The sequence below is a fragment of the Faecalicatena orotica genome (genome assembly GCF_905197545.1).
In the GTDB taxonomy this organism is placed as follows: Bacteria; Bacillota; Clostridia; order Lachnospirales; family Lachnospiraceae; genus Faecalicatena_A; species Faecalicatena_A orotica.
The window spans coordinates 125,640-147,497 of record NZ_CAJJZH010000007.1; the positions used below are offsets into that span (position 1 = coordinate 125,640).

General features: G+C 45.1%; 16 protein-coding genes and 1 tRNA gene. 14 read left to right on the forward strand and 3 right to left on the reverse strand.

What is annotated here, in order from left to right; translation table 11 throughout:
- The first annotated feature begins 9 nt into the window (after nt 1-9).
- The 5 genes from whiA (at nt 10) to ABIN22_RS15440 (ending at nt 3,021) form a co-directional block, all read left to right on the forward strand.
- The gene (whiA, locus tag ABIN22_RS15420; RefSeq protein WP_109732619.1) at nt 10-972 is read left to right on the forward strand and encodes a DNA-binding protein WhiA; all 963 of its coding nucleotides are present in this window, start codon (nt 10-12) and stop codon (nt 970-972) included.
- Nucleotides 965-1,225 carry an HPr family phosphocarrier protein gene (locus ABIN22_RS15425; RefSeq protein ID WP_109732618.1) on the forward strand — a complete coding sequence of 87 codons (261 nt, stop codon included), beginning with the start codon at nt 965-967 and terminating at the stop codon, nt 1,223-1,225. Before whiA ends, ABIN22_RS15425 begins: the two co-directional genes overlap by 8 nt.
- Nucleotides 1,226-1,343: 118 nt before the next feature.
- Complete coding sequence (locus tag ABIN22_RS15430; protein WP_346909769.1) at nt 1,344-2,300, forward strand: diacylglycerol/lipid kinase family protein; 957 nt, start codon at nt 1,344-1,346, stop codon at nt 2,298-2,300.
- 178 nt (nt 2,301-2,478) lie between these two features.
- Nucleotides 2,479-2,550 (forward strand) — tRNA-Glu (locus ABIN22_RS15435).
- A gap of 264 nt (nt 2,551-2,814) precedes the next feature.
- The gene (locus ABIN22_RS15440) at nt 2,815-3,021 is read left to right on the forward strand and encodes a helix-turn-helix domain-containing protein (protein ID WP_109732616.1); all 207 of its coding nucleotides are present in this window, start codon (nt 2,815-2,817) and stop codon (nt 3,019-3,021) included.
- Nucleotides 3,022-3,275: 254 nt separating this feature from the next.
- Here ABIN22_RS15440 and ABIN22_RS15445 read toward each other — a convergent pair whose 3' ends face one another.
- Complete coding sequence (locus ABIN22_RS15445) at nt 3,276-3,860, reverse strand: TetR/AcrR family transcriptional regulator (RefSeq protein WP_181368776.1); 585 nt, start codon at nt 3,858-3,860, stop codon at nt 3,276-3,278.
- Nucleotides 3,861-4,144: 284 nt separating this feature from the next.
- Here ABIN22_RS15445 and ABIN22_RS15450 point away from each other — a divergent pair, with 284 nt between their 5' ends.
- The 3 genes from ABIN22_RS15450 (at nt 4,145) to ABIN22_RS15460 (ending at nt 9,570) form a co-directional block, all read left to right on the forward strand.
- Nucleotides 4,145-6,193: an oxidoreductase gene (locus ABIN22_RS15450; RefSeq protein WP_346909772.1), complete on the forward strand. Its 2,049-nt coding sequence runs from the start codon at nt 4,145-4,147 to the stop codon at nt 6,191-6,193.
- Between the two features lie 261 nt (nt 6,194-6,454).
- Nucleotides 6,455-7,321: a class II fructose-1,6-bisphosphate aldolase gene (gene fba / locus ABIN22_RS15455; protein WP_346909774.1), complete on the forward strand. Its 867-nt coding sequence runs from the start codon at nt 6,455-6,457 to the stop codon at nt 7,319-7,321.
- A 134-nt stretch (nt 7,322-7,455) separates the two neighbouring features.
- Nucleotides 7,456-9,570 carry a glutamine synthetase III family protein gene (locus ABIN22_RS15460; RefSeq protein ID WP_109732753.1) on the forward strand — a complete coding sequence of 705 codons (2,115 nt, stop codon included), beginning with the start codon at nt 7,456-7,458 and terminating at the stop codon, nt 9,568-9,570.
- A gap of 88 nt (nt 9,571-9,658) precedes the next feature.
- Here ABIN22_RS15460 and ABIN22_RS15465 read toward each other — a convergent pair whose 3' ends face one another.
- On the reverse strand, nt 9,659-11,503 hold the full coding sequence (locus ABIN22_RS15465; RefSeq protein WP_109732612.1) for a CocE/NonD family hydrolase: 1,845 nt from the start codon (nt 11,501-11,503) through the stop codon (nt 9,659-9,661).
- A gap of 150 nt (nt 11,504-11,653) precedes the next feature.
- Nucleotides 11,654-12,379: a Crp/Fnr family transcriptional regulator gene (locus ABIN22_RS15470; protein WP_109732611.1), complete on the reverse strand. Its 726-nt coding sequence runs from the start codon at nt 12,377-12,379 to the stop codon at nt 11,654-11,656.
- Nucleotides 12,380-12,547: 168 nt separating this feature from the next.
- Between ABIN22_RS15470 and ABIN22_RS15475 the strand changes: the two genes are divergently transcribed.
- The 6 genes from ABIN22_RS15475 (at nt 12,548) to ABIN22_RS15500 (ending at nt 21,525) form a co-directional block, all read left to right on the forward strand.
- Entirely contained in the window at nt 12,548-13,936 is a 1,389-nt protein-coding gene (locus ABIN22_RS15475) for an APC family permease (protein ID WP_118620178.1), read from the forward strand.
- 192 nt (nt 13,937-14,128) lie between these two features.
- Nucleotides 14,129-15,949 (forward strand): CocE/NonD family hydrolase, encoded by a 1,821-nt coding sequence (locus ABIN22_RS15480; protein ID WP_109732609.1) that lies wholly within the window; start codon nt 14,129-14,131, stop codon nt 15,947-15,949.
- Nucleotides 15,950-16,088: 139 nt separating this feature from the next.
- On the forward strand, nt 16,089-17,423 hold the full coding sequence (locus tag ABIN22_RS15485) for an MATE family efflux transporter (RefSeq protein ID WP_346909778.1): 1,335 nt from the start codon (nt 16,089-16,091) through the stop codon (nt 17,421-17,423).
- A gap of 111 nt (nt 17,424-17,534) precedes the next feature.
- The gene (locus tag ABIN22_RS15490) at nt 17,535-18,983 is read left to right on the forward strand and encodes an aspartate ammonia-lyase (RefSeq protein WP_109732607.1); all 1,449 of its coding nucleotides are present in this window, start codon (nt 17,535-17,537) and stop codon (nt 18,981-18,983) included.
- Nucleotides 18,984-19,007: 24 nt separating this feature from the next.
- Nucleotides 19,008-20,171 carry an NAD(P)-dependent malic enzyme gene (locus tag ABIN22_RS15495; RefSeq protein ID WP_118620180.1) on the forward strand — a complete coding sequence of 388 codons (1,164 nt, stop codon included), beginning with the start codon at nt 19,008-19,010 and terminating at the stop codon, nt 20,169-20,171.
- Nucleotides 20,172-20,265: 94 nt separating this feature from the next.
- Complete coding sequence (locus ABIN22_RS15500; protein ID WP_346909780.1) at nt 20,266-21,525, forward strand: hypothetical protein; 1,260 nt, start codon at nt 20,266-20,268, stop codon at nt 21,523-21,525.
- Nucleotides 21,526-21,858 lie beyond the last annotated feature (333 nt).

Consider the following 21,858-nt stretch of genomic DNA (forward strand, 5'->3'; position numbering starts at 1 on the left):
GAGAGCATTATGTCATTTTCAGGGAATGTAAGGGAAGAACTATCGAAACAGTGGAGTACTGCAAGGCACTGCCAGATCGCTGAATTAGCCGCGTTGATCAGCATGTGCGGGTCGATTGTCATCAATAGCTGCGGCCGCTACAGTGTAAAAATTCATTCGGAAAATCTTGCTGTTGCAAGAAAGTGCTTTACATTAATCGAAAAAACATTTAATATAGAAGCTGATATCTCTATCCGCAGGAATATTCCGAAGCAAAGTGTTTCCTATGCAGTCGTAGTCAGACGGCATAATGACGCCCTTCGTATCCTTCAGGCAACGAAACTGATAGACGAACATCAGGCAGGATTTGAAGAGGTTCATATAGTGAATCCGCTTGTAGTCCAGCAGACCTGCTGCCGGCGTTCTTTTATCAGAGGGGTATTTTTAGCGGCAGGTTCAATGAGTGACCCCAACAAGTCATATCATTTCGAAATTGTCTGTGCGTCACCGGTAATGGCACGCCAGATACAAGAACTGATTTGCGGATTTTCGATGGATGCCAAGATTGTCCAGAGGAAGAGGTCCTATGTTGTATACCTGAAAGAAGGTTCCCAGATAGTGGATATCCTGAATATTATGGAGGCGCACATTTCATTAATGGAACTGGAGAATGTCCGTATCTTAAAAGAAATGCGCAACACCGTAAATCGTAAAGTAAATTGTGAAACTGCCAACATTAACAAAACCGTATCTGCAGCAGTTAAGCAGGTAGAAGATATTACATATCTGAGAGATACAATAGGTTTTGAAAAATTGTCGGAAGGATTGGAAGAAATAGCGCTTGTCCGCCTTTCTCATCCTGATGCGACACTGAAAGAGTTAGGAGAACTCTTATCACCGCCGGTCGGTAAGTCTGGAGTGAACCACAGGCTTCGCAAGTTAGGTGAGATGGCAGAAAAGGTTAGGCAAAACAAGGAGGATTATTATGATTGAAACACCGGTTGTTGTTAAGCAGGAACAGGGTCTTGACGGTAGACCTATTGCTTTGTTGGTACAGGAGGCAAGCCAGTATGCAAGCAAAGTATATATCCATATTGACGAAAAACAGATAAATGCAAAAAGTATTATGGGAATGATGAGTCTGACACTCAAGGAAGGTGAGACTTTCACAGTAGTAACAGAGGGCGAAGATGAAGTGAAGGCTGCAGAAGGAATTAAATCTTTTTTTTCAGAAGATTCGAAATAATCCGGCCAGGTTTATAATATAATAAAGAACAAGAAAGAGGTTGTGCTTTTGTACAGCCTCTTTTATAATGAGTACATGAAAATGAAGTTTAAGTGATATTAGACGGAGGAAGTAAGCTATGAAGAAAATGCTTTTTATTTATAATCCGAATGCAGGGACCGGCCTGCTGAAGCCAAAGCTGTCAGAGGTGCTGGATATTTTCGTAAAGGGCGGCTATGAAGTGACGGTTTATCCCACACAGCGGTATCACGATGCACTGAGCAAGACGATTTCCTATACGGATGATTATGATATTGTCGTATGTAGCGGCGGGGACGGGACTCTGGATGAAGTTGTGACAGGAATGGCCCAAAGGGAGAAACAGGTTCCAATCGGCTACATACCAGCAGGAACGACGAATGACTTTGCCAACAGCCTCCATATCTCTAAAGACATGCTGGAAGCGGCTGACACAGCGGCAAATGGAGTCCCTTTTCCGTGTGATGTCGGAATCTTCAACGACGATTTCTTTGTCTATATTGCAGCTTTTGGCCTGTTTACAGACGTATCCTACGAGACAAAGCAGAGTATGAAAAACGTACTGGGACATCTGGCTTATGTGCTGGAAGGAACCAAACGTATTTTCAACATCCCATCTTATCATATAAAAGTAACCTATGACGGGGAGACACTTGAGGATGATTTTGTATTCGGAATGGTGACCAATTCAAGATCGGTAGGAGGCTTCAAAGGAATCATCGGGAAAAATGTCGTATTCGATGACGGAGAATTCGAGGTGACACTGATTAAGACACCGAAGAATCCGATCGAGCTCAACGAAATCATCGGATCTCTGGTGATTAAGCAGATTGACTCTGCACATATGTATTCCTTCCGTACAGGCAGCATCAAGTTTGAATCCGTGGAAGAAATCCCGTGGACGCTGGATGGTGAATTCGGAGGAGAGCATGATGAAGTCGTGATAAAAAACAGAAAGCAGGGGCTTAAGATTATGGTAGCTCCAAAGGCAATTGAAAGATTGTCCGTAAAAGGCAGGATTGAAGCTGCAATCCAGGAGTTTCAGGGAGAAGAGTAATATAATTTCACAGAAACCATAATATAAAAAAGGCTGCGGTGAGTGCCATGTGGGTATAATCTGCAGCCTTCGTAAAAAGTTATCAAAAAAAGTTGGCAAAAAAAGTTGAAAAAAGTACTTGCATTATTAAAAAAGGTATAGTATAATAAAATTCGCTTGTGAGAGCGAAATAAAACATGGCTCCATGGTCAAGCGGTTAAGACGCTAGCCTCTCACGCTGGAATCAGGGGTTCGATTCCCCTTGGAGTCACTACGAAAAATTATCCATAGAATATTCTATGGATAATTTTTTTGTCTGAATCCTTATATATCAAGGGGAAGAGGAGAAAGTATCTCTAACATCCCTATTCTGATAATCTTTTATACGTCTTAAAATCCCTCTAAACAGTAATCTTCTTGTCCTAACCCGAAAGACTTGATTAAATTTGTCCACTTTCATTATAGTCATGGTAAGACTATTTTCCGATAGTCGCAATGAGACTTTCTTATAATAAAAAGATAAGGGGGGACTCTCATGGTTTATGAAAATATCCGCAATTTGCGGGAAGACAGTGATAAAACTCAGATTGAATTAGCAGAATACCTCAATATAACTCAAACTACTTATTCAAAGTATGAATTAGGGAAAATAAATGTTCCGGTAGAAGTCTTTGCAAAATTAGCAGATTATTATCACGTATCTGTTGATTACTTACTTGGACGAACGAAAAATAAAAATTAATATATAGTGTCATCAAGGTTTGATTACATCTGCCCGGACAATGTGAGAAACGCTTAGGTAGTTCGTTTATTGTTGACAATTTTGTATACTTTGCTATAATATACTTAACAAGAGAACCGTTGGTCAGCGTACACCTGACCGCCGGAAAATAAGTGTTATAAAGATAGCGCCTTACTTTACCAGAGCAGGGGCGCTATTTTTTGCGTTTTGTAAGCATTACAACAAGAGTAATAACAGCGCAAAGCATATTTTATTTATTCTTTATAATAACTAATTATCATATCCAGAATCCTCTGTGACCGTTCGGAAAGTGTATAGCTCCCCTCATGAAGGCACCAGTCATAGATTAATCCCCTTGAAACTCCAAGGATATCCTCTGTAATTGCAGTAGAATCACCGTGAAGGGTTCCTGTCTCTGTTTCTGCTTCAACGGCATGCAGGATGGTCTGATAGAAAAAGCGGTCAGGGTTCAGGATATACTTTTCATTGCTGGAAAGCTGATGCTTGAAGTATTGGAGCGCTGCCATCGCACCCATATTTTCCATTGAATGGGCCTGCTCCATTATAAGGAACCGGATAGCTTCAAGCGGTTCATCGGGGTGTCCCTGATTCCAGGCTTCTTCAGACTGCTGGTCAAAGAGCCGGTACCCCTCATCCAGAATGTTATCCTTGCTCTGAAAATGATGATAGAAAGCACCTACAGATACCTCTGCCTCATTACAGATATCCTGAACTGTTATACTCTCGTATGACTTCTGTGCGAATAAAGACAAGGCACAGGAAAAGATTTTCTGTTTGGTTGCCAGAGCCTGTTTCTGACGGTTTGTCTGTGGTTTCATAATATTCCCCCTTATATACGGCAAAGCGGACGTTACTGTGAACGCCCCGCAAGGGGGCGGTAACGGGCGGACCTGCTTTATATACACTAGGATAACATGCAGATTCTGTTTTTGACAATACAGCAAATCAGAATTGGACATATTTCACAAAATAACATTCGCCGAATTGTATTCTGTGTCAATAGATTTTATAGGGGAGAAGTGTTATTATTTTAACAGAACAATAAACGGATCAAAAATTGCTCGTAAAACTGAGCAATCCAAGAGGATGGAAGGAGATGCCTATGTCTACAAAGTATGAACATTTATTTTCCCCGATTAAGGTAGGAGGTGTTGAACTGCCGAACCGTATCGCCATGATGCCGATGGGAGTTTTCTCACCGCGCCTTATGAATCAGAAGACCGCGGCCTATACGAAAGATGGGGCGGATTATTACATCGAGCGTGCAAAGGGCGGAACGGGGCTGATTATTTCAGGGGTAGTCCCGATTATCCCGATTCCGGTGCGTACGCCTGTATGTTTCCCGGATGAATATGTAGAAGAGATGAAGTATCTGATGGACGGAGTCCATAAATATGGTTCTAAGATGTTTGTCCAGCTGACTGCGATGACAGGACGCGCGGCGCATCTGGAGAGTGAAACTGACTGGAAGATACTTCCCGCACCGGCCCCGATTCAGAATGTATGGGACCCGACAGTGAAGAACCGCGGGATTACGAAGGAAGAAATCCATAAATATGTAGAAAACTTTGCAGAGGCATCTTACCTTGTAAAGCAGGCGGGGGGCGACGGTGTTGAGATTCATGCCGTCCATGAAGGTTATCTGCTGGATCAGTTTGCAATCGGGTTCTACAATAAGCGTACCGATGAATATGGCGGATGCCTTGAGAACCGCCTGAGATTCCCGAGGGAGATCGTAGAGGCGATCAAAGAGAAGTGTGGAAAAGACTTTCCGGTTTCTATCCGCTACAGCGTAAGAAGCTATGTAAAAGACTTTAACCGCGGTGCACTTCCGTGGGAGGAATTCGAGGAGAAGGGCAGGGATCTGGAAGAGGGGATCACTGTTGCGAAGAAACTTGAAGAATTCGGATATGATATGCTGAACTGTGACAATGGAAGCTATGATTCCTGGTTCTGGCCGCATCCCCCGGTATATATGCCTAAAGCATGCAATTTAAAGGATGTCGCAGAGGTTAAGAAGGCCGTGAATATTCCTGTGGTCTGTGCGGGCCGTTTTGATGACCCGGATCTTGCCGAGGAGGCAATTGCAGAAGGGAAAATGGATATTCTCGGAATGGGACGCCCGCTGCTTGCCGATGCAGAGCTCGGACATAAGTTCTATGAGGGAAGGCTGGATGATGTCCGTCCGTGTATATCCTGCCATCAGGGCTGTCTGGGACGGATTTTCCAGGGGAAGGATATCAGCTGTGCAGTGAACCCTGCCTGCGGACGTGAGAAGAGTTATGAATTAAAAACTGCGGATGTCAGGAAAAAAGTCCTTGTCATCGGCGGAGGCTTAGGCGGTATGGAAGCAGCAAGAGTCTGTGCACTGCGCGGCCATGACGTGGACCTCTATGAAAAGACAGGGGAACTCGGCGGAGTATTCGTTGCGGCTGCAACGCCTGATTTTAAAGATGACGACAAGAACCTGCTGAAATGGTATAAGAAGCAAATGACGGACCTGCCGGTCAACGTACATATGAATACAGAAGTAACAGAAAAAATGACGGCAGGATATGATGAAATCTTTGTGGCGACAGGTGCAGCGGAACGAAGGCTGGATACCCCCGGATTCGATGCAGAGAATGTGACATATGCGATTGATACTCTGAGGAATACAGATATCAAAGGCGACAATGTAATCATTGTCGGCGGAGGCCTGACAGGATGTGAGATTGCCTACCTGCTTGGAAGAGAAGGTAAAAAAGTCACAATCGTGGAGATGGCGGAGACAATCCTGAACGCGTTCGGTCTGTCAGCGGCTAACTATAATATGCTGATGGAGATTCTCGATTATTATAAAGTAAAAGTGATTAAAAATGCGGTTGTCGAGAGTTATCAGGATGGTATTGCAACGGTTATCGAAACAGAGAAGAACTACCCGAATGCGGCCAACAGGGCAAAACGCATGTTTGCGGTAGGACCTCAGGGACTGAAGGTAAAACACGAGATTCCGGCAGACCATATTGTTGTATCGGTCGGATATATCCCGAACCAGTCCCTCTATGAGAAGATCAAAGGGGAGCACGTACACCTGATCGGTGACGCGCAGCAGCCTACAAATGTGATGGATGCGATCTGGGCGGCTTATGAGACTGCCATGAATCTGTAATCGTAGAAAAATAACAGGAAATAAGGGAAAGGGTCTGTATGTATATGCTATACAGGCCCTTTTAAGTGTGGGAAATATGAATAGTTTTTCATTTCCTGCTGTATTATGCCAGATTAATTGTAACAATTGCGGATTGTCTTTTTTACGTTAATAAGCTATAATAAGAAAAAGATTTTGTAGCTGTACAGTACAGATATAAGATTTTATAACAAACATGCCGGGCGGGGCATATCCGCCGGGTTAGAAGTGGAGGAAGAGAATATGTTAGTATCAGCAAAGGAAATGCTTCAGAAGGCAAAGGCTGGCCATTATGCAGTGGGACAGTTTAACATCAACAACCTGGAGTGGACAAAAGCGGTTTTAACAGCTGCTCAGGAATTAAACTCTCCGGTCATCTTAGGTGTATCTGAAGGTGCAGGAAAGTATATGACAGGATATAAGACTGTTGTAGGTATGGTGAACGGTATGATGGAAGAGATGAACATCACTGTTCCTGTAGCGCTTCATCTGGACCACGGCAGCTATGAAGGATGTTTAAAGTGTGTGGAAGCAGGCTTTTCTTCTATCATGTTTGACGGTTCCCACTATCCGATCGAAGAGAATGTTGCCAAGACAAAAGAGCTTGTAGGTATTGTAAAAGAGCACGGAATGTCACTGGAGGCAGAAGTTGGATCAATCGGCGGTGAGGAAGACGGCGTAATCGGCAAAGGCGAGTGTGCTGATCCTGCAGAGTGCAAGATGATCGCAGACCTCGGGATTGATTTCCTCGCAGCAGGAATCGGCAATATCCACGGAAAATATCCTGAGAACTGGGAAGGCTTAAGCTTCGAGACTCTGGATGCAATCCAGAAGCTTACAGGAGACATGCCTTTAGTACTTCACGGTGGTACAGGTATTCCGGAAGATATGATCAAAAAGGCAATTGATTTAGGCGTTGCTAAGATCAATGTTAATACTGAATGCCAGTTATCATTTGCAGCTGCTACACGTAAATATATTGAAGCTGGAAAAGATCTGGAAGGAAAAGGCTTTGACCCGCGTAAATTACTGAAACCAGGCGCTGATGCAATCGTTGCAACAGTTAAGGAAAAGATGGAATTATTCGGATCAGTAGGAAAAGCTGAATAAATTAATTTTAAATTTTGCTTGCCTTTTTTAGACGATTGAGGTATACTGACAAACGTAGAAACGAACAAAGGCGTTCCAAGTCAGCTTGGAGTGCCTTTTTTTGTCTTATGAAAGGCAAAAGAAAGGAAGGAAGTATGAATACTGAACTTGTTAATGTTGCAGATATTTTTGGGGAAAACGTGTTTAATGAAACTGTGATGCAGGAACGTTTGCCGAAAAAGATCTACAAAAACCTGAAGAAAACAATTGAGGAAGGTAAGGAACTGGATTTAGAGACGGCTGATGTCATAGCCCATGAGATGAAGGAGTGGGCGATTGAAAAAGGCGCGACACATTATACGCACTGGTTCCAGCCTCTGACAGGTGTAACAGCAGAAAAGCATGACTCTTTCATTTCAGCCCCGCTTCCGAGCGGTAAGGTGCTGATGAGCTTTTCAGGTAAAGAGCTGATCAAGGGGGAGCCTGATGCATCCTCATTCCCGTCAGGAGGTCTTCGTGCTACATTCGAGGCCAGAGGCTATACTGCATGGGACTGTACATCACCGGCGTTTGTCAGAAAAGACGCAGCCGGAGCCACACTCTGTATACCGACAGCTTTTTGCTCATATAAGGGAGAAGCACTTGATCAGAAGACGCCGCTTTTGAGATCTATGGAGGCGGTAGGGGCGCAGTCATTGAGACTTCTGCGTCTGTTTGGAAATACAACCTCTAAAAAGGTTACTCCGTCTGTAGGACCGGAACAGGAATACTTTTTAGTGGATGCGGAAAAGTTTAAACAAAGAAAAGACCTGATCTATACAGGGCGTACATTATTTGGTGCAATGCCTCCAAAGGGGCAGGAGCTGGATGACCACTACTTCGGAACGATCCGCCAGAGAATCGCATCTTTCATGAAAGATGTCAATGAAGAGCTGTGGAAAGTCGGGGTTTCCTCTAAGACGCAGCATAATGAGGTGGCACCGGCACAGCATGAGCTGGCACCGATCTATGCTGAGGCGAATATCGCGGTCGACCACAATCAGTTGATTATGCAGACATTAAAAAGGGTTGCAAGCCAGCATGGGATGAAGTGTCTTCTCCACGAGAAACCGTTCGCAGGTGTGAATGGTTCCGGTAAGCACAACAACTGGTCACTGACAACAGACGATGGGATTAACATGCTCGAGCCAGGCAAAACACCTCATGAGAATACACAGTTCCTGCTCGTTCTGACTTGTATCCTGAAGGCCGTGAACAAGCATGCGGACCTGCTCCGTGAGTCTGCTGCAGATCCCGGTAATGACCACAGGCTGGGGGCAAATGAAGCACCGCCGGCGATTATTTCTGTATTCTTAGGAGAACAGCTCGAGGATGTGCTGGAACAGTTAATCAGCACAGGAGAGGCTACACACAGCCTGAAGGGCGGAACGCTTGAGACTGGTGTTAAGACACTTCCTGACCTGGCAAAAGATGCAACAGACAGAAACAGAACTTCACCATTTGCATTTACCGGTAATAAATTCGAATTCCGTATGGTTGGTTCCCGTGATTCTGTTGCGGCTCCGAATGTTGTACTGAATACGATTGTTGCGGAAGCATTTGCAGATGTATGTAATATTCTGGAAAAAGCGGATGATTTTGATAAGGCGGTACACGACCTGATCAAGGAATATGCGATAGAAAACCAGAGAATCGTATTCAACGGCGACGGATATTCAGAGGCGTGGGTTGAGGAAGCGGCAAGAAGAGGCCTTCCGAATATCCGCTCAATGGTGGAAGCCATCCCTGCTATGACGACAGAAAAAGCCGTTAATCTGTTTGAAAGATTTAATGTATTTACAAAGGCGGAGCTGGAGTCACGTGCAGAGATTCAGTATGAGTCTTATGCAAAAGCAATCAATATTGAGGCACGTACCATGATCGATATGACGAGCAAGCAGATTATTCCTGCAATCATGGGCTATACAAAGACTCTTGCGGATACAGTTATCTCAGTTAAAACAGCAGGCGCCGATGCATCTGTCCAGTCAGAACTGCTTGCAGAAGTTTCTGCCCTTCTGGTAGAGACCAGGAATGCACTGAATGTCCTGATTCAGGTGACGGAAGAAGCGGCAGCCAAAGAAGAAGGCGCTGTTCAGGCAAATTACTATTATACCGATGTAGTTCCGGCTATGGAGAGCTTACGTGCTCCAGTAGACAAACTGGAAATGATTGTGGATAAAGACGTATGGCCAATGCCTTCATACGGTGACCTTATTTTTGAAGTTTAATAAAGCATAATATGTTATAAATGAAAATACCCCCTGATGGCAGTCAGGGGGCATTTTCGTTTGAAAGAAGGAATTATAAGGTAAGGGATTAATGTGTGTTGCCTTTTCCGCTTCCGCCGATAACGATATCGTCATCACATATAGGCTGAAGCCACAGTTCCGGTGGTGTTGAAGGAATATAAGGCATAAGGATGTATGAAGGATGATCCTTATCTCTGTAAATCTTATAGTTGATTGTCTTAACGCTCGGGATCGGTCCAAGGTGGTCCATCTTTGCCTGCCAAGCCCCGCTCTGAGGCTCGAAGTTATCCATCGCTTTGATCTCAAGTTCGATAGCGGTGCCAGGTGCAAATACCATACCGATTGGGTTAATCTCAATGACGTATTCTTTGATTTCTCCCGGAACAACAGGTACTTTCTTTGTATAATCGTGTACCGGACGTCCAATTTCGCTCTTTTCTTCGTCAAGAGGATAGCAGGCCTTTAAAGATCCTGTACGGGAAACAGGCATTCTTGTTCCGCCGGCTGTAATCTGCCATACTTTTGTGATAAAGTTTGCATTATCGCTGTCGATAGAAGCCCACAGGTGCAGTTCAATCGGTCCTGTGAACTCGGTCGGACGGCTGAAGCGGTCTGTGCGGTATGTCAGCTTTTCAACCTCTGTTGTAATGAACGGAGGACGGTGTGTGAAGCTGTCAGGTGCCAGATTACCTTCTACAACAGGCTCCCAGCGGAGGTTGCCAAATGTATGGAGGTATAGTTTCTTCCAATGTGTTCTTTCCAGCGGGTATTCATTCTCATAACGATAACCAGCGCCTAAGATGTTCAGCTTCATCGGTGGCTCGTCAACGATACCTGTGTCGACACCCTTCATCCAGTAATCATACCAGCGAAGCATTTCTTCGTTCATGAAGCGGTATGGGAGTTCCATTCCGTTGTAGCCTTCCATAACACCACAGCGTTTGTAAACGTTCAGTTCCTTTGAATTCATTGCGTTAAACACAGGTGCTGACCAGCGGCCCTGAGGAGCCCATCCGCACTTGAAGTATACAGGTACTTTGATCTGGTCGTATTTGTATTTCATGGAACGTGGACGCCAGAAATCATCCTCCTGTGGATGAAGCAGGTAATCAAGATAGAAAGTATGGTATTTCGGCGGCCATACATTGAACATCTTGTTGAAATAGGTGTTCATACCGATATCCGGGTCTTTCTGTACTTCTTCGATCAGGTCTTTCATCTCGTCCTCGGACATCATTTTGCTTGTCCATGTGGTCGGGTTATTGGACGGGCAGAGTTCCCAGTACATATTCATGTATGTATCTGCAACACCACCGTAATATCCATGCTGGTAATAGTCGTCTGTATAGCTCAGAGGCATGATACATACGAGGTGGGGCGGCTGGAGGGCTGCAACAAGTGACTGGATGATTCCGAAATAAGAATATCCGAGCAGTGCAACCTTTTCTGTGCTCCACGGACAGTCGATTCCTGCCCACTCTACATAATCATAAACATCTTCCTGCTCCTGAGGATTGTAAACGCCGAGGTATTCGCCCTCACTTCTTCCGATTCCGCGTCCGTCAGGAATGATAAATGTATATCCTCTTTCTACGAAGAAGTCAATGTCTCCGGCTTCGAGGCTGTGGTCAAAATAGTTGGAAGCTCCCGGAAGTGCTCCGTGGCGCATTCTCTGCATTTTCTTTCCGTAAGCTGAATAAGCTATCAGGGAAGGAGCTGACTCTAATTCTGCCGGATGGTAAACATCGACATAAGTCTTGGTACCGTCTCTTAAAATAACTTCCACGTCTTCTTCAAGTTTAACTGTGTAAATAGGTTTTGAAAGTTTGTCGAGGTTTTTTGTATATCGTCTGTCCCAATAAACCGGTACCTTCTCCAAACCTGTTACTTCGCAAAATTCTTCTTGGTTCATAAATCGTACCTCCTACGTTTTTGATAGGCTAAGTATAATCAATAAAAAAAGTTCTGTCTGTCTATAAAGTGACACAAGGTAAAATTTCTGACAAAATGAAAATCTGCCCCCTCAAATTTGCTGAAGCGGCAGATAAGTACAGTTTTTTGACTAATCTCCTATCTCACTGTTAAGGATGATGTCAAGGAGTTTGTTAAAATCGAGAACAGAAAGCTTGCCCCTCTCGGTGGAGATGATTCCTTCCTTGCGCCAGTCGCTCAGGATCTTTGCTGCGGTCTGGCGGGCCATGCCGGAAGAAAATGCGAGGGCGCTCTGCGTGATCCGGATGTTCATGCTCTTTTGCTTGCTGTTGGTTGTCAGGTTAACGATTGTGGAGGCTAAACGGCCCGGGGCATCCAGATACATGGCATTCACCATGTGCTGTGCCGAGTTTAGCAGACGGTCTATGAGCTCAAAAATGATAACCTTGCAGACACAGGTATTGCTCCAGACAGTCTCCAGAAAGTAGTTCTTGGGGATTGAGATAAGCTGGCAGTCCTCCAGGGTGAGGGCTGTATTCGGGTAAGGCTCGTTGGTGAGCATGCCCATCTCCCCGAAATATTCACCGTCGCTCCTGACTTTTACGATAATGTCAGCACTGGTTCCGTAAAATACGGATTCCATTATGTAGCCGGATTTGATAATGTATAAGTGATTAGATGACTCATCTTTTCTGTATATTGTTGCACCTTTTTTCTTGTGGAGAAGACGGCAGTGCGTTGAAAGTTCAATGAGTTGCTTTACAGGCAGCTTTTCTAATAGTTCGGTAGCCTTTAATGCCTGGAAAATAGCCTGTTCTTCTTTGCTTAGGTCTTGGAGTCTGGTAGTTTTGTCCATTTTAGCAACAGTCCTTTCTTTTACTATGTGTTAATGAGATTTTAACATATTGCACAAAAAAAGAAAAGAAATAACTCAAAATCGGTTAAATGTCACATACCTGACACTTTTGGATTCAGAAATTGGGTATAGTAAACTAAAAATAACAGAAAGAAAAGAGGTAAGTAGATGAAAAAACAGAAAATGGGTTTGTTGTCTTGTATCTTGATGGGTGTCGGAAGTATTATAGGTGCCAGTGTTTTTGCTACAACACCAATCGCTATCAAGATAATCGGCGGTAATGGAATTGTTGTTGGTTTCATCTGTGCGGCGCTGTTCGTATTCTTACGCAGTATCCCTGAGATGTTACTTGTATCAGCATTACCTGCCAACGGAGGTTCCTACATGTACCTGACCAGGCTGGTACATCCGATTATGGGAGCATGGGATGCGTTTAATGAGCTGGTGGTAGGTGTAATGAAGATCGCTACGATGGCTTTGACGTTTTCTACATACTTTTGTATGCTGGTTCCGGCATGCCCGGACAGAATTGCAGCAGCGGTCTGCGTAGTAATCTTTACCATTATTTCCTGCTTTGGAATCAAGTTCTCATCCACAGTACAGAATATCTGTGTTGGTGTCCTTCTGGTAGCACTGGGCGTTTATATTTTCGGTGGATGGGGAGCAACAGTGGTATCCTTCAGTGAAGTTATTTCCACAACATTCCAGCTTGGAGCACTCTGGGCAGCAATGGGAATCATGCACGGAAGTCTTATCGGTGCAAACGTACTGTACTACTCAGCAGAAGAGATCGAGGATCCAGGCAAGAACGTTCCGATCGCATATCTTGTCAGCACACTCGCAACAGCTGTTATTTATGCAGCAGTAGCATATGTAACAGTAGGTGTTATGCCGAACTTCTATGAGATTGACAACCTTGCAACAGTTGCAGGAAAGTTTATGGGACCGGCAATGCTGATGTTCTTCGTGGCAGGCGGTGCACTCCTTGCGGTTGTAACAAGTATTAACTCTGCAATGATGATGTTCTCCAGAATTAACTTTGCGGCAGCCAGAGACGGACTGTTCCCGAGTAAGATCTGTGAGTCCAACAAACACGGCGCACCGGCAGTTTCCCTTTGGGTTAACTCTGTGATCGCTATCGTGGCAATCTTATCAGGATTCAATCTGGATGATGTTGTAAAGATTACAACAATTCCGGGACTGTTACTGCTTCCAATTACATTCTTGAGTATCTTTATGCTGCCGAGAAAATTCCCGAATGCATACAAGAACGCTTATATCAAGACACCACATGTCCTGAACTGTATCCTTACAACGGTTGCCGGTGTAATGTGTGTAGTTCTCGGAAGCTATGTAATTGCTGAGATGAAGCCTAAGAACTGGATAACGATGCTCGTATTCTATGGCTGTGCAATTGTTTACACAATTATCAGACGTAAATATGTTCTGGATAAGAAGGGATACGATATCTTCAGCAAGATGAAAGAACCTTATGAGCCTTGGTTCGAGATGGAGAAGTCAGCAAAAGCTAATCTGGACAGCAAAGCAGCAAAATAATTTTCTGGATCATATAATATCGGGAAGGAATGCCCGTAAGGTGATCATGAGTGGGAATTCAGAAAAATCGGAAAAATGTGTCATAATTGTCTCGTGAGATGACACTAAAAATTTAAAAAATGGTGTGTACATGACAACTGTACACACCATTTTTTGTTATGATTAGTACATGAAAAGGAGGTACGATAAACTATGAAGAAAAGAATAACAGAGGTTCTTGGAATTGATGTACTGCCAAATTACTGGGACAAACGCTATGTAAAGAATTTGGACAAATTGTCAAGACCTAAGTACGAAGTGGAACTGCATGAGGATGTTTGGATGACATTAAGAGACGGTGTACGCCTCTGCGTAGATGTTTATCTTCCGAAGGGAGCAGGTCCGGTCCCGTCACTGGTAAGCTGGTCTGCTTACAGCAAAGAAATGCAGGGCATCAAGAGAGGAGCGATTCCGCCGGAATCCCTTTTATTTGACCACAGTCTGGAAGCAGGCGATATTGAGTATTTTGTACAGAGGGGCTACGCATTTATCATTCCGGACCCGAGGGGGATCGGCAAGAGCGAGGGCGTATTCTACGGCGTTTATAATCCGCAGGAGCACCTGGATATCTATGATATGATTGAATGGGCAGCAGAGCAGGAATGGTGCGACAGTAATGTAGGTATGGTTGGATATTCTTACTTCGGAATCTGCCAGATCCTTGCAGCAGCACAGCAGCCTCCTCACCTGAAATGTATTATGCCTTGCTCATTTGTTGATGATTACTATCAGCATGGATATTACGGCGGTGTACCGTCTACCTATATGAGCATTTACTGGGAACTGTGCCCATCCAATAATCCGATGCCGTGGTCTGTAAAGATGTATGGTGAAGAAAAAGTAAAAGAAATGATGAAAGAGCGCCTGCAGGATCCTGACATCGCGGTAAACTCATACTTTACAAAGATTCTGACAACATGGCCGCCGACTTATCATACGTTCTATCTGGATTACCTGCTTCATCCGCTGGATGACGAATACTGGCAGCAACGTTCAGCTAACCAGATGTATGACAAGGTAAAGACACCGGTATACCTGCACTGTGCATGGTCACCACTTGGAAGATGGAGTTCCCCGATCTTCGCTGCTATGAATGACGACCGTCTCCAGGCTCCGAAGCGCCTTGGCGTCCTTGAAGGATATGACGGACTGGAACTTCCATACCGTGCATTGAACGAAGAATGCTTAAGATGGTATGATCACTGGCTCAAGGGAGTTGACACAGGAATCATGGATGAACCTCCGTATAAGTTCTGTGTAATCAACTCGGGCACACGCTATGAAAACGAATGGCCGCTGGCAAGAACGGAATGGCAGAAACTTTACTTACGTTCCTTCAACCGCCTGCGCTGGGACAAAGAACCGGATAAGGATCTTCCACCGGATGGATTTACACATCTGCCGCCTTCAATTTCTACAGAAGTGAACAAGATTGTGTACAAATCATCCAGATTTGCACAGGCTAAGGAGATTACCGGACCAATCGAGTTACATCTCTGGGCTTCCATTGATGCAGAGGATGCAAACTTTGTCTGCAGCCTGTTTGATGTACTGCCAGATGGTACAAGAATGCCGCTGCTGCGTTATGGCGCGCTGAGAGCTTCTCATCCGCTGAATGAAGAAAAATCAACGATCGGATCACCGGTACATGACAACAGCGTATCTATTCCTGTTACACCGGGAGAGGTTCGTGAGTATGTAATCGAGATGAGCCCGACTGCTATGGTTATTCCGGCAGGCCACTGGATTGAACTGGAAATCACAAGCCAGTGCCCGAATGAGTGCCATACAGAAAGCTGGACAGGAAAAGTCGGCAACATGAATGTAATTCCTACGAATACTACGACTGCTTATAAGATATACAGAGACAATAACCATCCGTCATATCTGCTCCTGCCTATCATTCCGTATACCGATCCGGAACAGTGGGTACAGCCGTTTGAAAACTGGGATGAAATCGAAGTAGAAGATTAAACTGATAGGGAATGGTCTTTGTACGGGGGAAAGCCCATGTCTGCAAAGATTACCCATAAGAAAAAGCAAGAAAAATAAAGGCGCAGGCCGGTATTTTTCCTGCTTTTTTCTTTTCCGTAAGAATAAGGGAGGTTTTTATATGAAGGATATGACGGTTGGAAAACCGGCCCGTATTATCGGAGGATTTGCACTGCCGATGCTGTTGGGGGATGTTTTTCAGCAGTTTTACAATATTGTGGATTCGGTCGTGGTCGGCCGTTTTGTAGGGGCGGACGCTCTGGCAGCCGTGGGCGGGTCTTTTCCTGTTACTTTTATTTTGAATGCGGTTATGATCGGGCTTACCATCGGTGCTTCAGTGCTTTTGTCACAGTTATTCGGTGCCAGACAGATCGGGGATTTTCATAAGGCTCTTTATACGATGATTGTCGGGATGGGTGTGCTTGCCGTGGTTCTGACAGGGGTGAGCCAGGCTCTGGCAGTTCCCCTGCTTCGTCTGATAGGAACTCCGGATGCAATTATGCAGGGAAGTACTCTGTATCTGCGGATTGTATTCGGGGGACTTGTACTGACGTTTGCCTATAACGTATGCACGGCAATTTTCCGATCAATTGGAGACTCAAGGACTCCGCTTTATTTTTTGATGATTGCATCTATATTAAACATCATCCTGGACCTGCTGTTTGTAATTGTGTTTCATATGGGAGTTGCCGGTGTGGCAGTTGCGACTATCATGTCTCAGGGGATATCGGCGCTTCTGTGTGTTCTGTATATTAGGAAGAAGGCTGAAATACTGCGGATGTCTAAGGAGGAGCGCGTGTTTGACGGTGAAATGCTCAGGAGGATTATGGGACTGGGTGTGCCAGCTATGTTTCAGCAGGTATCGGTTTCTGTCAGCGTGATGTGCGTGCAGGGGATGGTCAATCTTTTCGGAACGGCGGCAATGGCCGGTTATGCGGCGGCAGGAAAGGTGGAGTCGCTTGCCATGATGCCGATGTTTGATCTGGGATCTGCTCTGTCTACATATGTGGCCCAGAACATAGGCGCCGGGAATGAAAAACGGGCCAGACAGGGCGTTCATGCGGGGTTCGGACTGGCTCTGGTGGTCTGCGGAGGCATTGGAATTCTGATTTTCATTTTCAGATACCAGTTAATTGGCATATTCCTTAAGGGGGATGTAAACCCGGTTGTAATTGAATTCGGTGTGGGGTACCTTGGGGCGATTGCGCTGTTCTACCTGATCAATGCATTTTATAACAATCTGAGCGGTGCACTGCGCGGCGCGGGGGATGCATTATATTCTATGACGGCGACGGTTATTGCACTTGTTGTAAGAGTCGCATCTTCCTATCTTATGCTGAAGTATACGAATCTCGGGATGGCTTCTGTCTGGTGGGGGCTTCCGGTTTCCTGGAGCACGGGTCTGATTCTGTGCCTTGCAAGGTATCTGGGCGGGAAATGGAAAAAAGAAGTATAAATAAATGGTTATGGATACTATACGAATATATGTCTTTGATTATATAACCTCCCGGATTTATAATATGTCTGTAAAAAGAAACAGGCGATTCAATCTGGGAGGTCATTTGTTATGGTGATGAAGAAAAAAATAGATGGAATGGAATGCAGAACGGAAAAGGATTCGATCGGGAGCAAGGATATTCCGGAAGGCGTGTACTATGGAGTGCAGTCCCTGAGGGCTGCGGAAAACTTCCGAATTACGGGGCTGTCCATGCATCCGGAGGTAATCAACAGTCTGGCGCAGATCAAGAAAGCAGCGGCGATTACAAACTGTGAGATTGGGCTGCTCGATAAACATATTGCTGAGGCAATCGTGAAAGCCTGCGATGAAATCATGGAGGGCAGACTTCATGATGAGTTTATCGTAGACCCGATACAGGGAGGGGCAGGGACCTCGATTAATATGAATGCCAATGAGGTGATTGCAAACCGTGCCATTGAATTACTGGGCGGGCAGAAGGGCGACTATTCCATTGTACATCCGAATGACCATGTAAACTGCGGACAGTCTACCAATGATGTTATTCCGACTGCCGGGAAAATGACTTCCCTGAAACTTCTGAAAAATGCGAAGAAAGAACTGGAGCGGTTACATAAGGCACTTTGTGATAAAGGGGAAGAATTCGACACGATCATCAAAATGGGAAGAACCCAGATGCAGGATGCGGTACCGATCCGTCTTGGTCAGGAATTTAAGGCTTATTCGGTTGCGATCCAGCGGGATATCAACCGTATGGAAAAGGCGCAGGAAGAGATGAGGACGCTGAATATGGGCGGGACGGCAATCGGAACCGGAATCAATGCAGACGAAGCATATTTAAGAAGGATTGTTCCAAATCTGGCACGGATCAGTGATATGGATCTCGTGCAGGCTTATGACCTGATCGATGCAACACAGAACCTGGATCCGTTTGTGGCAGTTTCCGGTGCCGTAAAGGCCTGCGCAGTGACACTTTCAAAGATTGCGAATGATTTCCGGCTGATGTCATCCGGACCGAGATGCGGATTCGGTGAAATCAACCTTCCTGCGAAACAGAACGGATCATCCATCATGCCCGGAAAAGTAAATCCGGTGATTCCGGAAGTAGTCAACCAGGTAGCATTTAACATCATAGGAAATGATGTGACAATCACGATGGCGGCTGAAGCCGGACAACTGGAACTCAATGCATTTGAGCCGATTGTATTCTACTGTCTGTTCCAGTCCATCGATACTCTGGCCTATGCGGTTGAGACATTTGTTGATAACTGTGTCAGTGGAATTACGGCAAATAGGGAGCGGTGTAAAGAACTGGTGGATAACAGTGTCGGAATCGTTACCGCACTCTGCCCGCATGTTGGATACGCGAAGGCGGCGTCACTGGCAAAGACGGCAGTGAAGACAGGGGAGTCTGTCAGAAAGCTGATTCTGGAGGAAGGGCTTCTGAATGAGGAGGAGTTAAACGAGATACTGGATGTAAAGAATATGACGGAACCCGGAATTTCAGGAAAAGAACTTCTGCTTAAGAATATGGAGTAAGAAAGGAAGAAAGAGGTGCCCGTTATGGATTATGGAAAAGAAGCAATAAAGATGCATGAAAAATATCGTGGAAAGATTGAAGTGTGCAGTAAAGTGCCGCTGAAGACAAGGGAAGATCTGAGTACGGCATACACACCGGGAGTAGCCAGCCCGTGTATGGAGATTCATAAGGACGAGAAAAAAGCATATTCCTATACAGCCAAAGGTAATCTGGTTGCAGTTGTAACGGACGGTACTGCAGTTCTGGGCCTGGGAGATATCGGGCCGAAGGCTGCAATGCCGGTCATGGAAGGAAAGGCAATTCTATTCAAGGAATTTGGCGGGGTAGATGCATTTCCGATCTGTTTAGACACAAAGGATACGGAGGAAATCATTGAAACTGTGAAGCGGATAGCGCCGTGTTTTGGCGGCATTAATCTGGAGGATATCTGTTCTCCGAAATGCTTTGAGATCGAACAGAGGCTGGAACAGGAACTGGATATCCCTGTATTCCATGATGACCAGCACGGAACGGCGATAGTGACGACGGCGGCACTTATGAATGCCCTGAAAGTTGTGGGGAAGAAAATAGAAGATGTCAAGGTTGTGCTGAACGGGCCAGGGAGCGCAGGAACCGCGATTGCAAAAATGATGCTGCATGCCGGGGTGAAGCACATGACAATCTGTGATTTGGAGGGGATTCTGGCAGAAGGATGCCCGTTCGCAGTGGGGCACAAGCTGGAACTGGCCAGACTGACAAATCCGGAAGGGATTACAGGGACTTTGAAGGATGCGATCGTGGATGCGGATGTATTTGTAGGCGTTTCAGCAGGGAACATCCTGACTAAAGAAATGGTGCGGACGATGGCACCGGACCCGGTTGTCTTCGCGATGGCGAATCCGACCCCGGAAATCACCTATGAGGATGCTGTCGAGGCAGGGGTAAAAGTCATGGGAACCGGGCGTTCCGATTATCCAAACCAGATCAATAACGTGCTTGCATTCCCCGGTTTGTTCCGCGGGGCCTTGGATGCAGGCGCGCGGGATATCAATTATGACATGAAGCTGGCCGCAGCCCGTGCAATAGCCTCACTTGTCACCGATGAAGAACTAAAACCGGAATACATTATCCCGTCCCCGTTCGATCCGCGTGTGGCTGCAAAAGTTGCGGAAGAAGTAGCAAAATGTACACATATGTCAGTTTTCTGACAGTAAAAAAATCACCGTTCCTTTATACTTATAGCAAGATAACAAGGCTTGAAAGAACTAAGCTTAAGAGGCGAAGTGAGGAAGGTGATTTTTTATGGGGACTGAGTATACGTGGGCGTTTGACAGGAGTTTTCTGGTATTTCTTGCTATTGCATTTGTTTCATTGGCGATAGCGGCAAAATTAAAATCGATGATTCCGATGCCGCTGATTTATGGTGTCATATTTGCTATTGGATTTGGGACGGGGGTCCTTCCGAAGGATATGTTGCTTTCTGCTAATATGATTGCAGTAGGTACGATTGCGTTTAATGTGCTGGTTATTCATTCCGGTACAATGATTAATCTGAAGATGCTGAAGGCGAAGAAAAAGGAATCACTTCTTTGCATTATAGCCTCTCTGGTTCTTGTTGTAATTGTTGGATTCGGGCTTACTCCAATACTTGGGAAGGGACTTGCATTTCTGGCTCCAGGCTCAGTAATCGGCGGCGGCGCTTCCTGTGCGATCGCTTCGAGATGGGTACTGGACAAGAATCCGGCAATCTCTGTGTTTCCCTGGCTTGTGTTCATGTTTCAGGGATTGTTCAGTGTTCCGGTTGTAACGTGGGCGCTGAAGAGAGAAGGAAAGGCACTTTCTCAGGAATTCAGAGCAAGGAATTCACAAGGTGGAAATCAGGGCGCTCCTGAGGGGGCAGGCAATATTCCGCCGATGACCGGGCCGGGCTGCCCCGGAAATGGTAAGAGTCCTGCGGCTGGTCAGGCTGGGAAGGTTCCGTTCTGTGAGAGAATTCCTGCAAAATATAAAAACACGGCGTATTTCCTGGGGATTATTATGATAGTGACAGTCATCAACAATCTGCTTCACGGGACGATTCTGGCTGGTCTGAATATTAATCCGAATATTACGGCACTGCTGTTTGGGTTAATCCTCGGCAGTCTTGGCTTTATGGATAAAGCGCCTCTGTTTAAAGCGGATGCATATGGGCTTCTGTTATTAGGCTTGATGGGACTGATGGCCAATACAATTGCCAATTGCCCGTGGCAGGGACTGGTAGCGTTTATTCCACCGCTGCTGATTGTGTTTGTCATCTCCACGATCGTGCTTGTACTGTGCGGGATTGTCGGGGCGAAGGTCTGCGGATTCCGGGCAGAACGTGGTATTGTACTGACGATGAACTGTATGATGGGGTTCCCTGTGAATGATATGCTGACAAATAATGCGGCAGCAGCCGGAGAAAGCGAAGCAGAAAAAGGATACATAAAGAGTCAGGTTGGTCCCCTTCTTGGGATTGGAACGATGCTGATTTCAAATGCGGTGTCGGTACTGATTGTCAGTATTATGGTAATATTCGTGTAGTGGGAAGATCATGTACACGAGGATGTTAATGATTAATTAAATTTATAAAAGTGAAAAGCACTGAGAATGTAAAAAGAGATGACATTTTCAGTGCTTTTTTTGTTTGGAAAATAGGCTGTGGATGATAGGTTAAATAAATAATATGATTGGAATAATAGAGTACTCGTGAACATTCTAATAAATACTATATTAATATTATAAAATCAGATAATATTAAAATATAATTGTGATATTCAACAAAATATATGTGCAATATTAATGCAATATGCTAGTTTTGGAAAATTATATTGACATTTATGCACAAAGGGAATATCCTTTATTTATAAAAATTAG

What these genes read in the sequence shown, in the direction of transcription:
- whiA (WP_109732619.1), top strand. Translation starts at nt 10, where the DNA reads ATGTCATTTTCAGGGAATGTAAGGGAAGAACTATCGAAACAGTGGAGT.
- ABIN22_RS15425 (WP_109732618.1), top strand. Translation starts at nt 965, where the DNA reads ATGATTGAAACACCGGTTGTTGTTAAGCAGGAACAGGGTCTTGACGGT.
- ABIN22_RS15430 (WP_346909769.1), top strand. Translation starts at nt 1,344, where the DNA reads ATGAAGAAAATGCTTTTTATTTATAATCCGAATGCAGGGACCGGCCTG.
- ABIN22_RS15440 (WP_109732616.1), top strand. Translation starts at nt 2,815, where the DNA reads ATGGTTTATGAAAATATCCGCAATTTGCGGGAAGACAGTGATAAAACT.
- ABIN22_RS15445 (WP_181368776.1), bottom strand. Translation starts at nt 3,860, where the DNA reads ATGAAACCACAGACAAACCGTCAGAAACAGGCTCTGGCAACCAAACAG.
- ABIN22_RS15450 (WP_346909772.1), top strand. Translation starts at nt 4,145, where the DNA reads ATGTCTACAAAGTATGAACATTTATTTTCCCCGATTAAGGTAGGAGGT.
- fba (WP_346909774.1), top strand. Translation starts at nt 6,455, where the DNA reads ATGTTAGTATCAGCAAAGGAAATGCTTCAGAAGGCAAAGGCTGGCCAT.
- ABIN22_RS15460 (WP_109732753.1), top strand. Translation starts at nt 7,456, where the DNA reads ATGAATACTGAACTTGTTAATGTTGCAGATATTTTTGGGGAAAACGTG.
- ABIN22_RS15465 (WP_109732612.1), bottom strand. Translation starts at nt 11,503, where the DNA reads ATGAACCAAGAAGAATTTTGCGAAGTAACAGGTTTGGAGAAGGTACCG.
- ABIN22_RS15470 (WP_109732611.1), bottom strand. Translation starts at nt 12,379, where the DNA reads ATGGACAAAACTACCAGACTCCAAGACCTAAGCAAAGAAGAACAGGCT.
- ABIN22_RS15475 (WP_118620178.1), top strand. Translation starts at nt 12,548, where the DNA reads ATGAAAAAACAGAAAATGGGTTTGTTGTCTTGTATCTTGATGGGTGTC.
- ABIN22_RS15480 (WP_109732609.1), top strand. Translation starts at nt 14,129, where the DNA reads ATGAAGAAAAGAATAACAGAGGTTCTTGGAATTGATGTACTGCCAAAT.
- ABIN22_RS15485 (WP_346909778.1), top strand. Translation starts at nt 16,089, where the DNA reads ATGAAGGATATGACGGTTGGAAAACCGGCCCGTATTATCGGAGGATTT.
- ABIN22_RS15490 (WP_109732607.1), top strand. Translation starts at nt 17,535, where the DNA reads ATGGTGATGAAGAAAAAAATAGATGGAATGGAATGCAGAACGGAAAAG.
- ABIN22_RS15495 (WP_118620180.1), top strand. Translation starts at nt 19,008, where the DNA reads ATGGATTATGGAAAAGAAGCAATAAAGATGCATGAAAAATATCGTGGA.
- ABIN22_RS15500 (WP_346909780.1), top strand. Translation starts at nt 20,266, where the DNA reads ATGGGGACTGAGTATACGTGGGCGTTTGACAGGAGTTTTCTGGTATTT.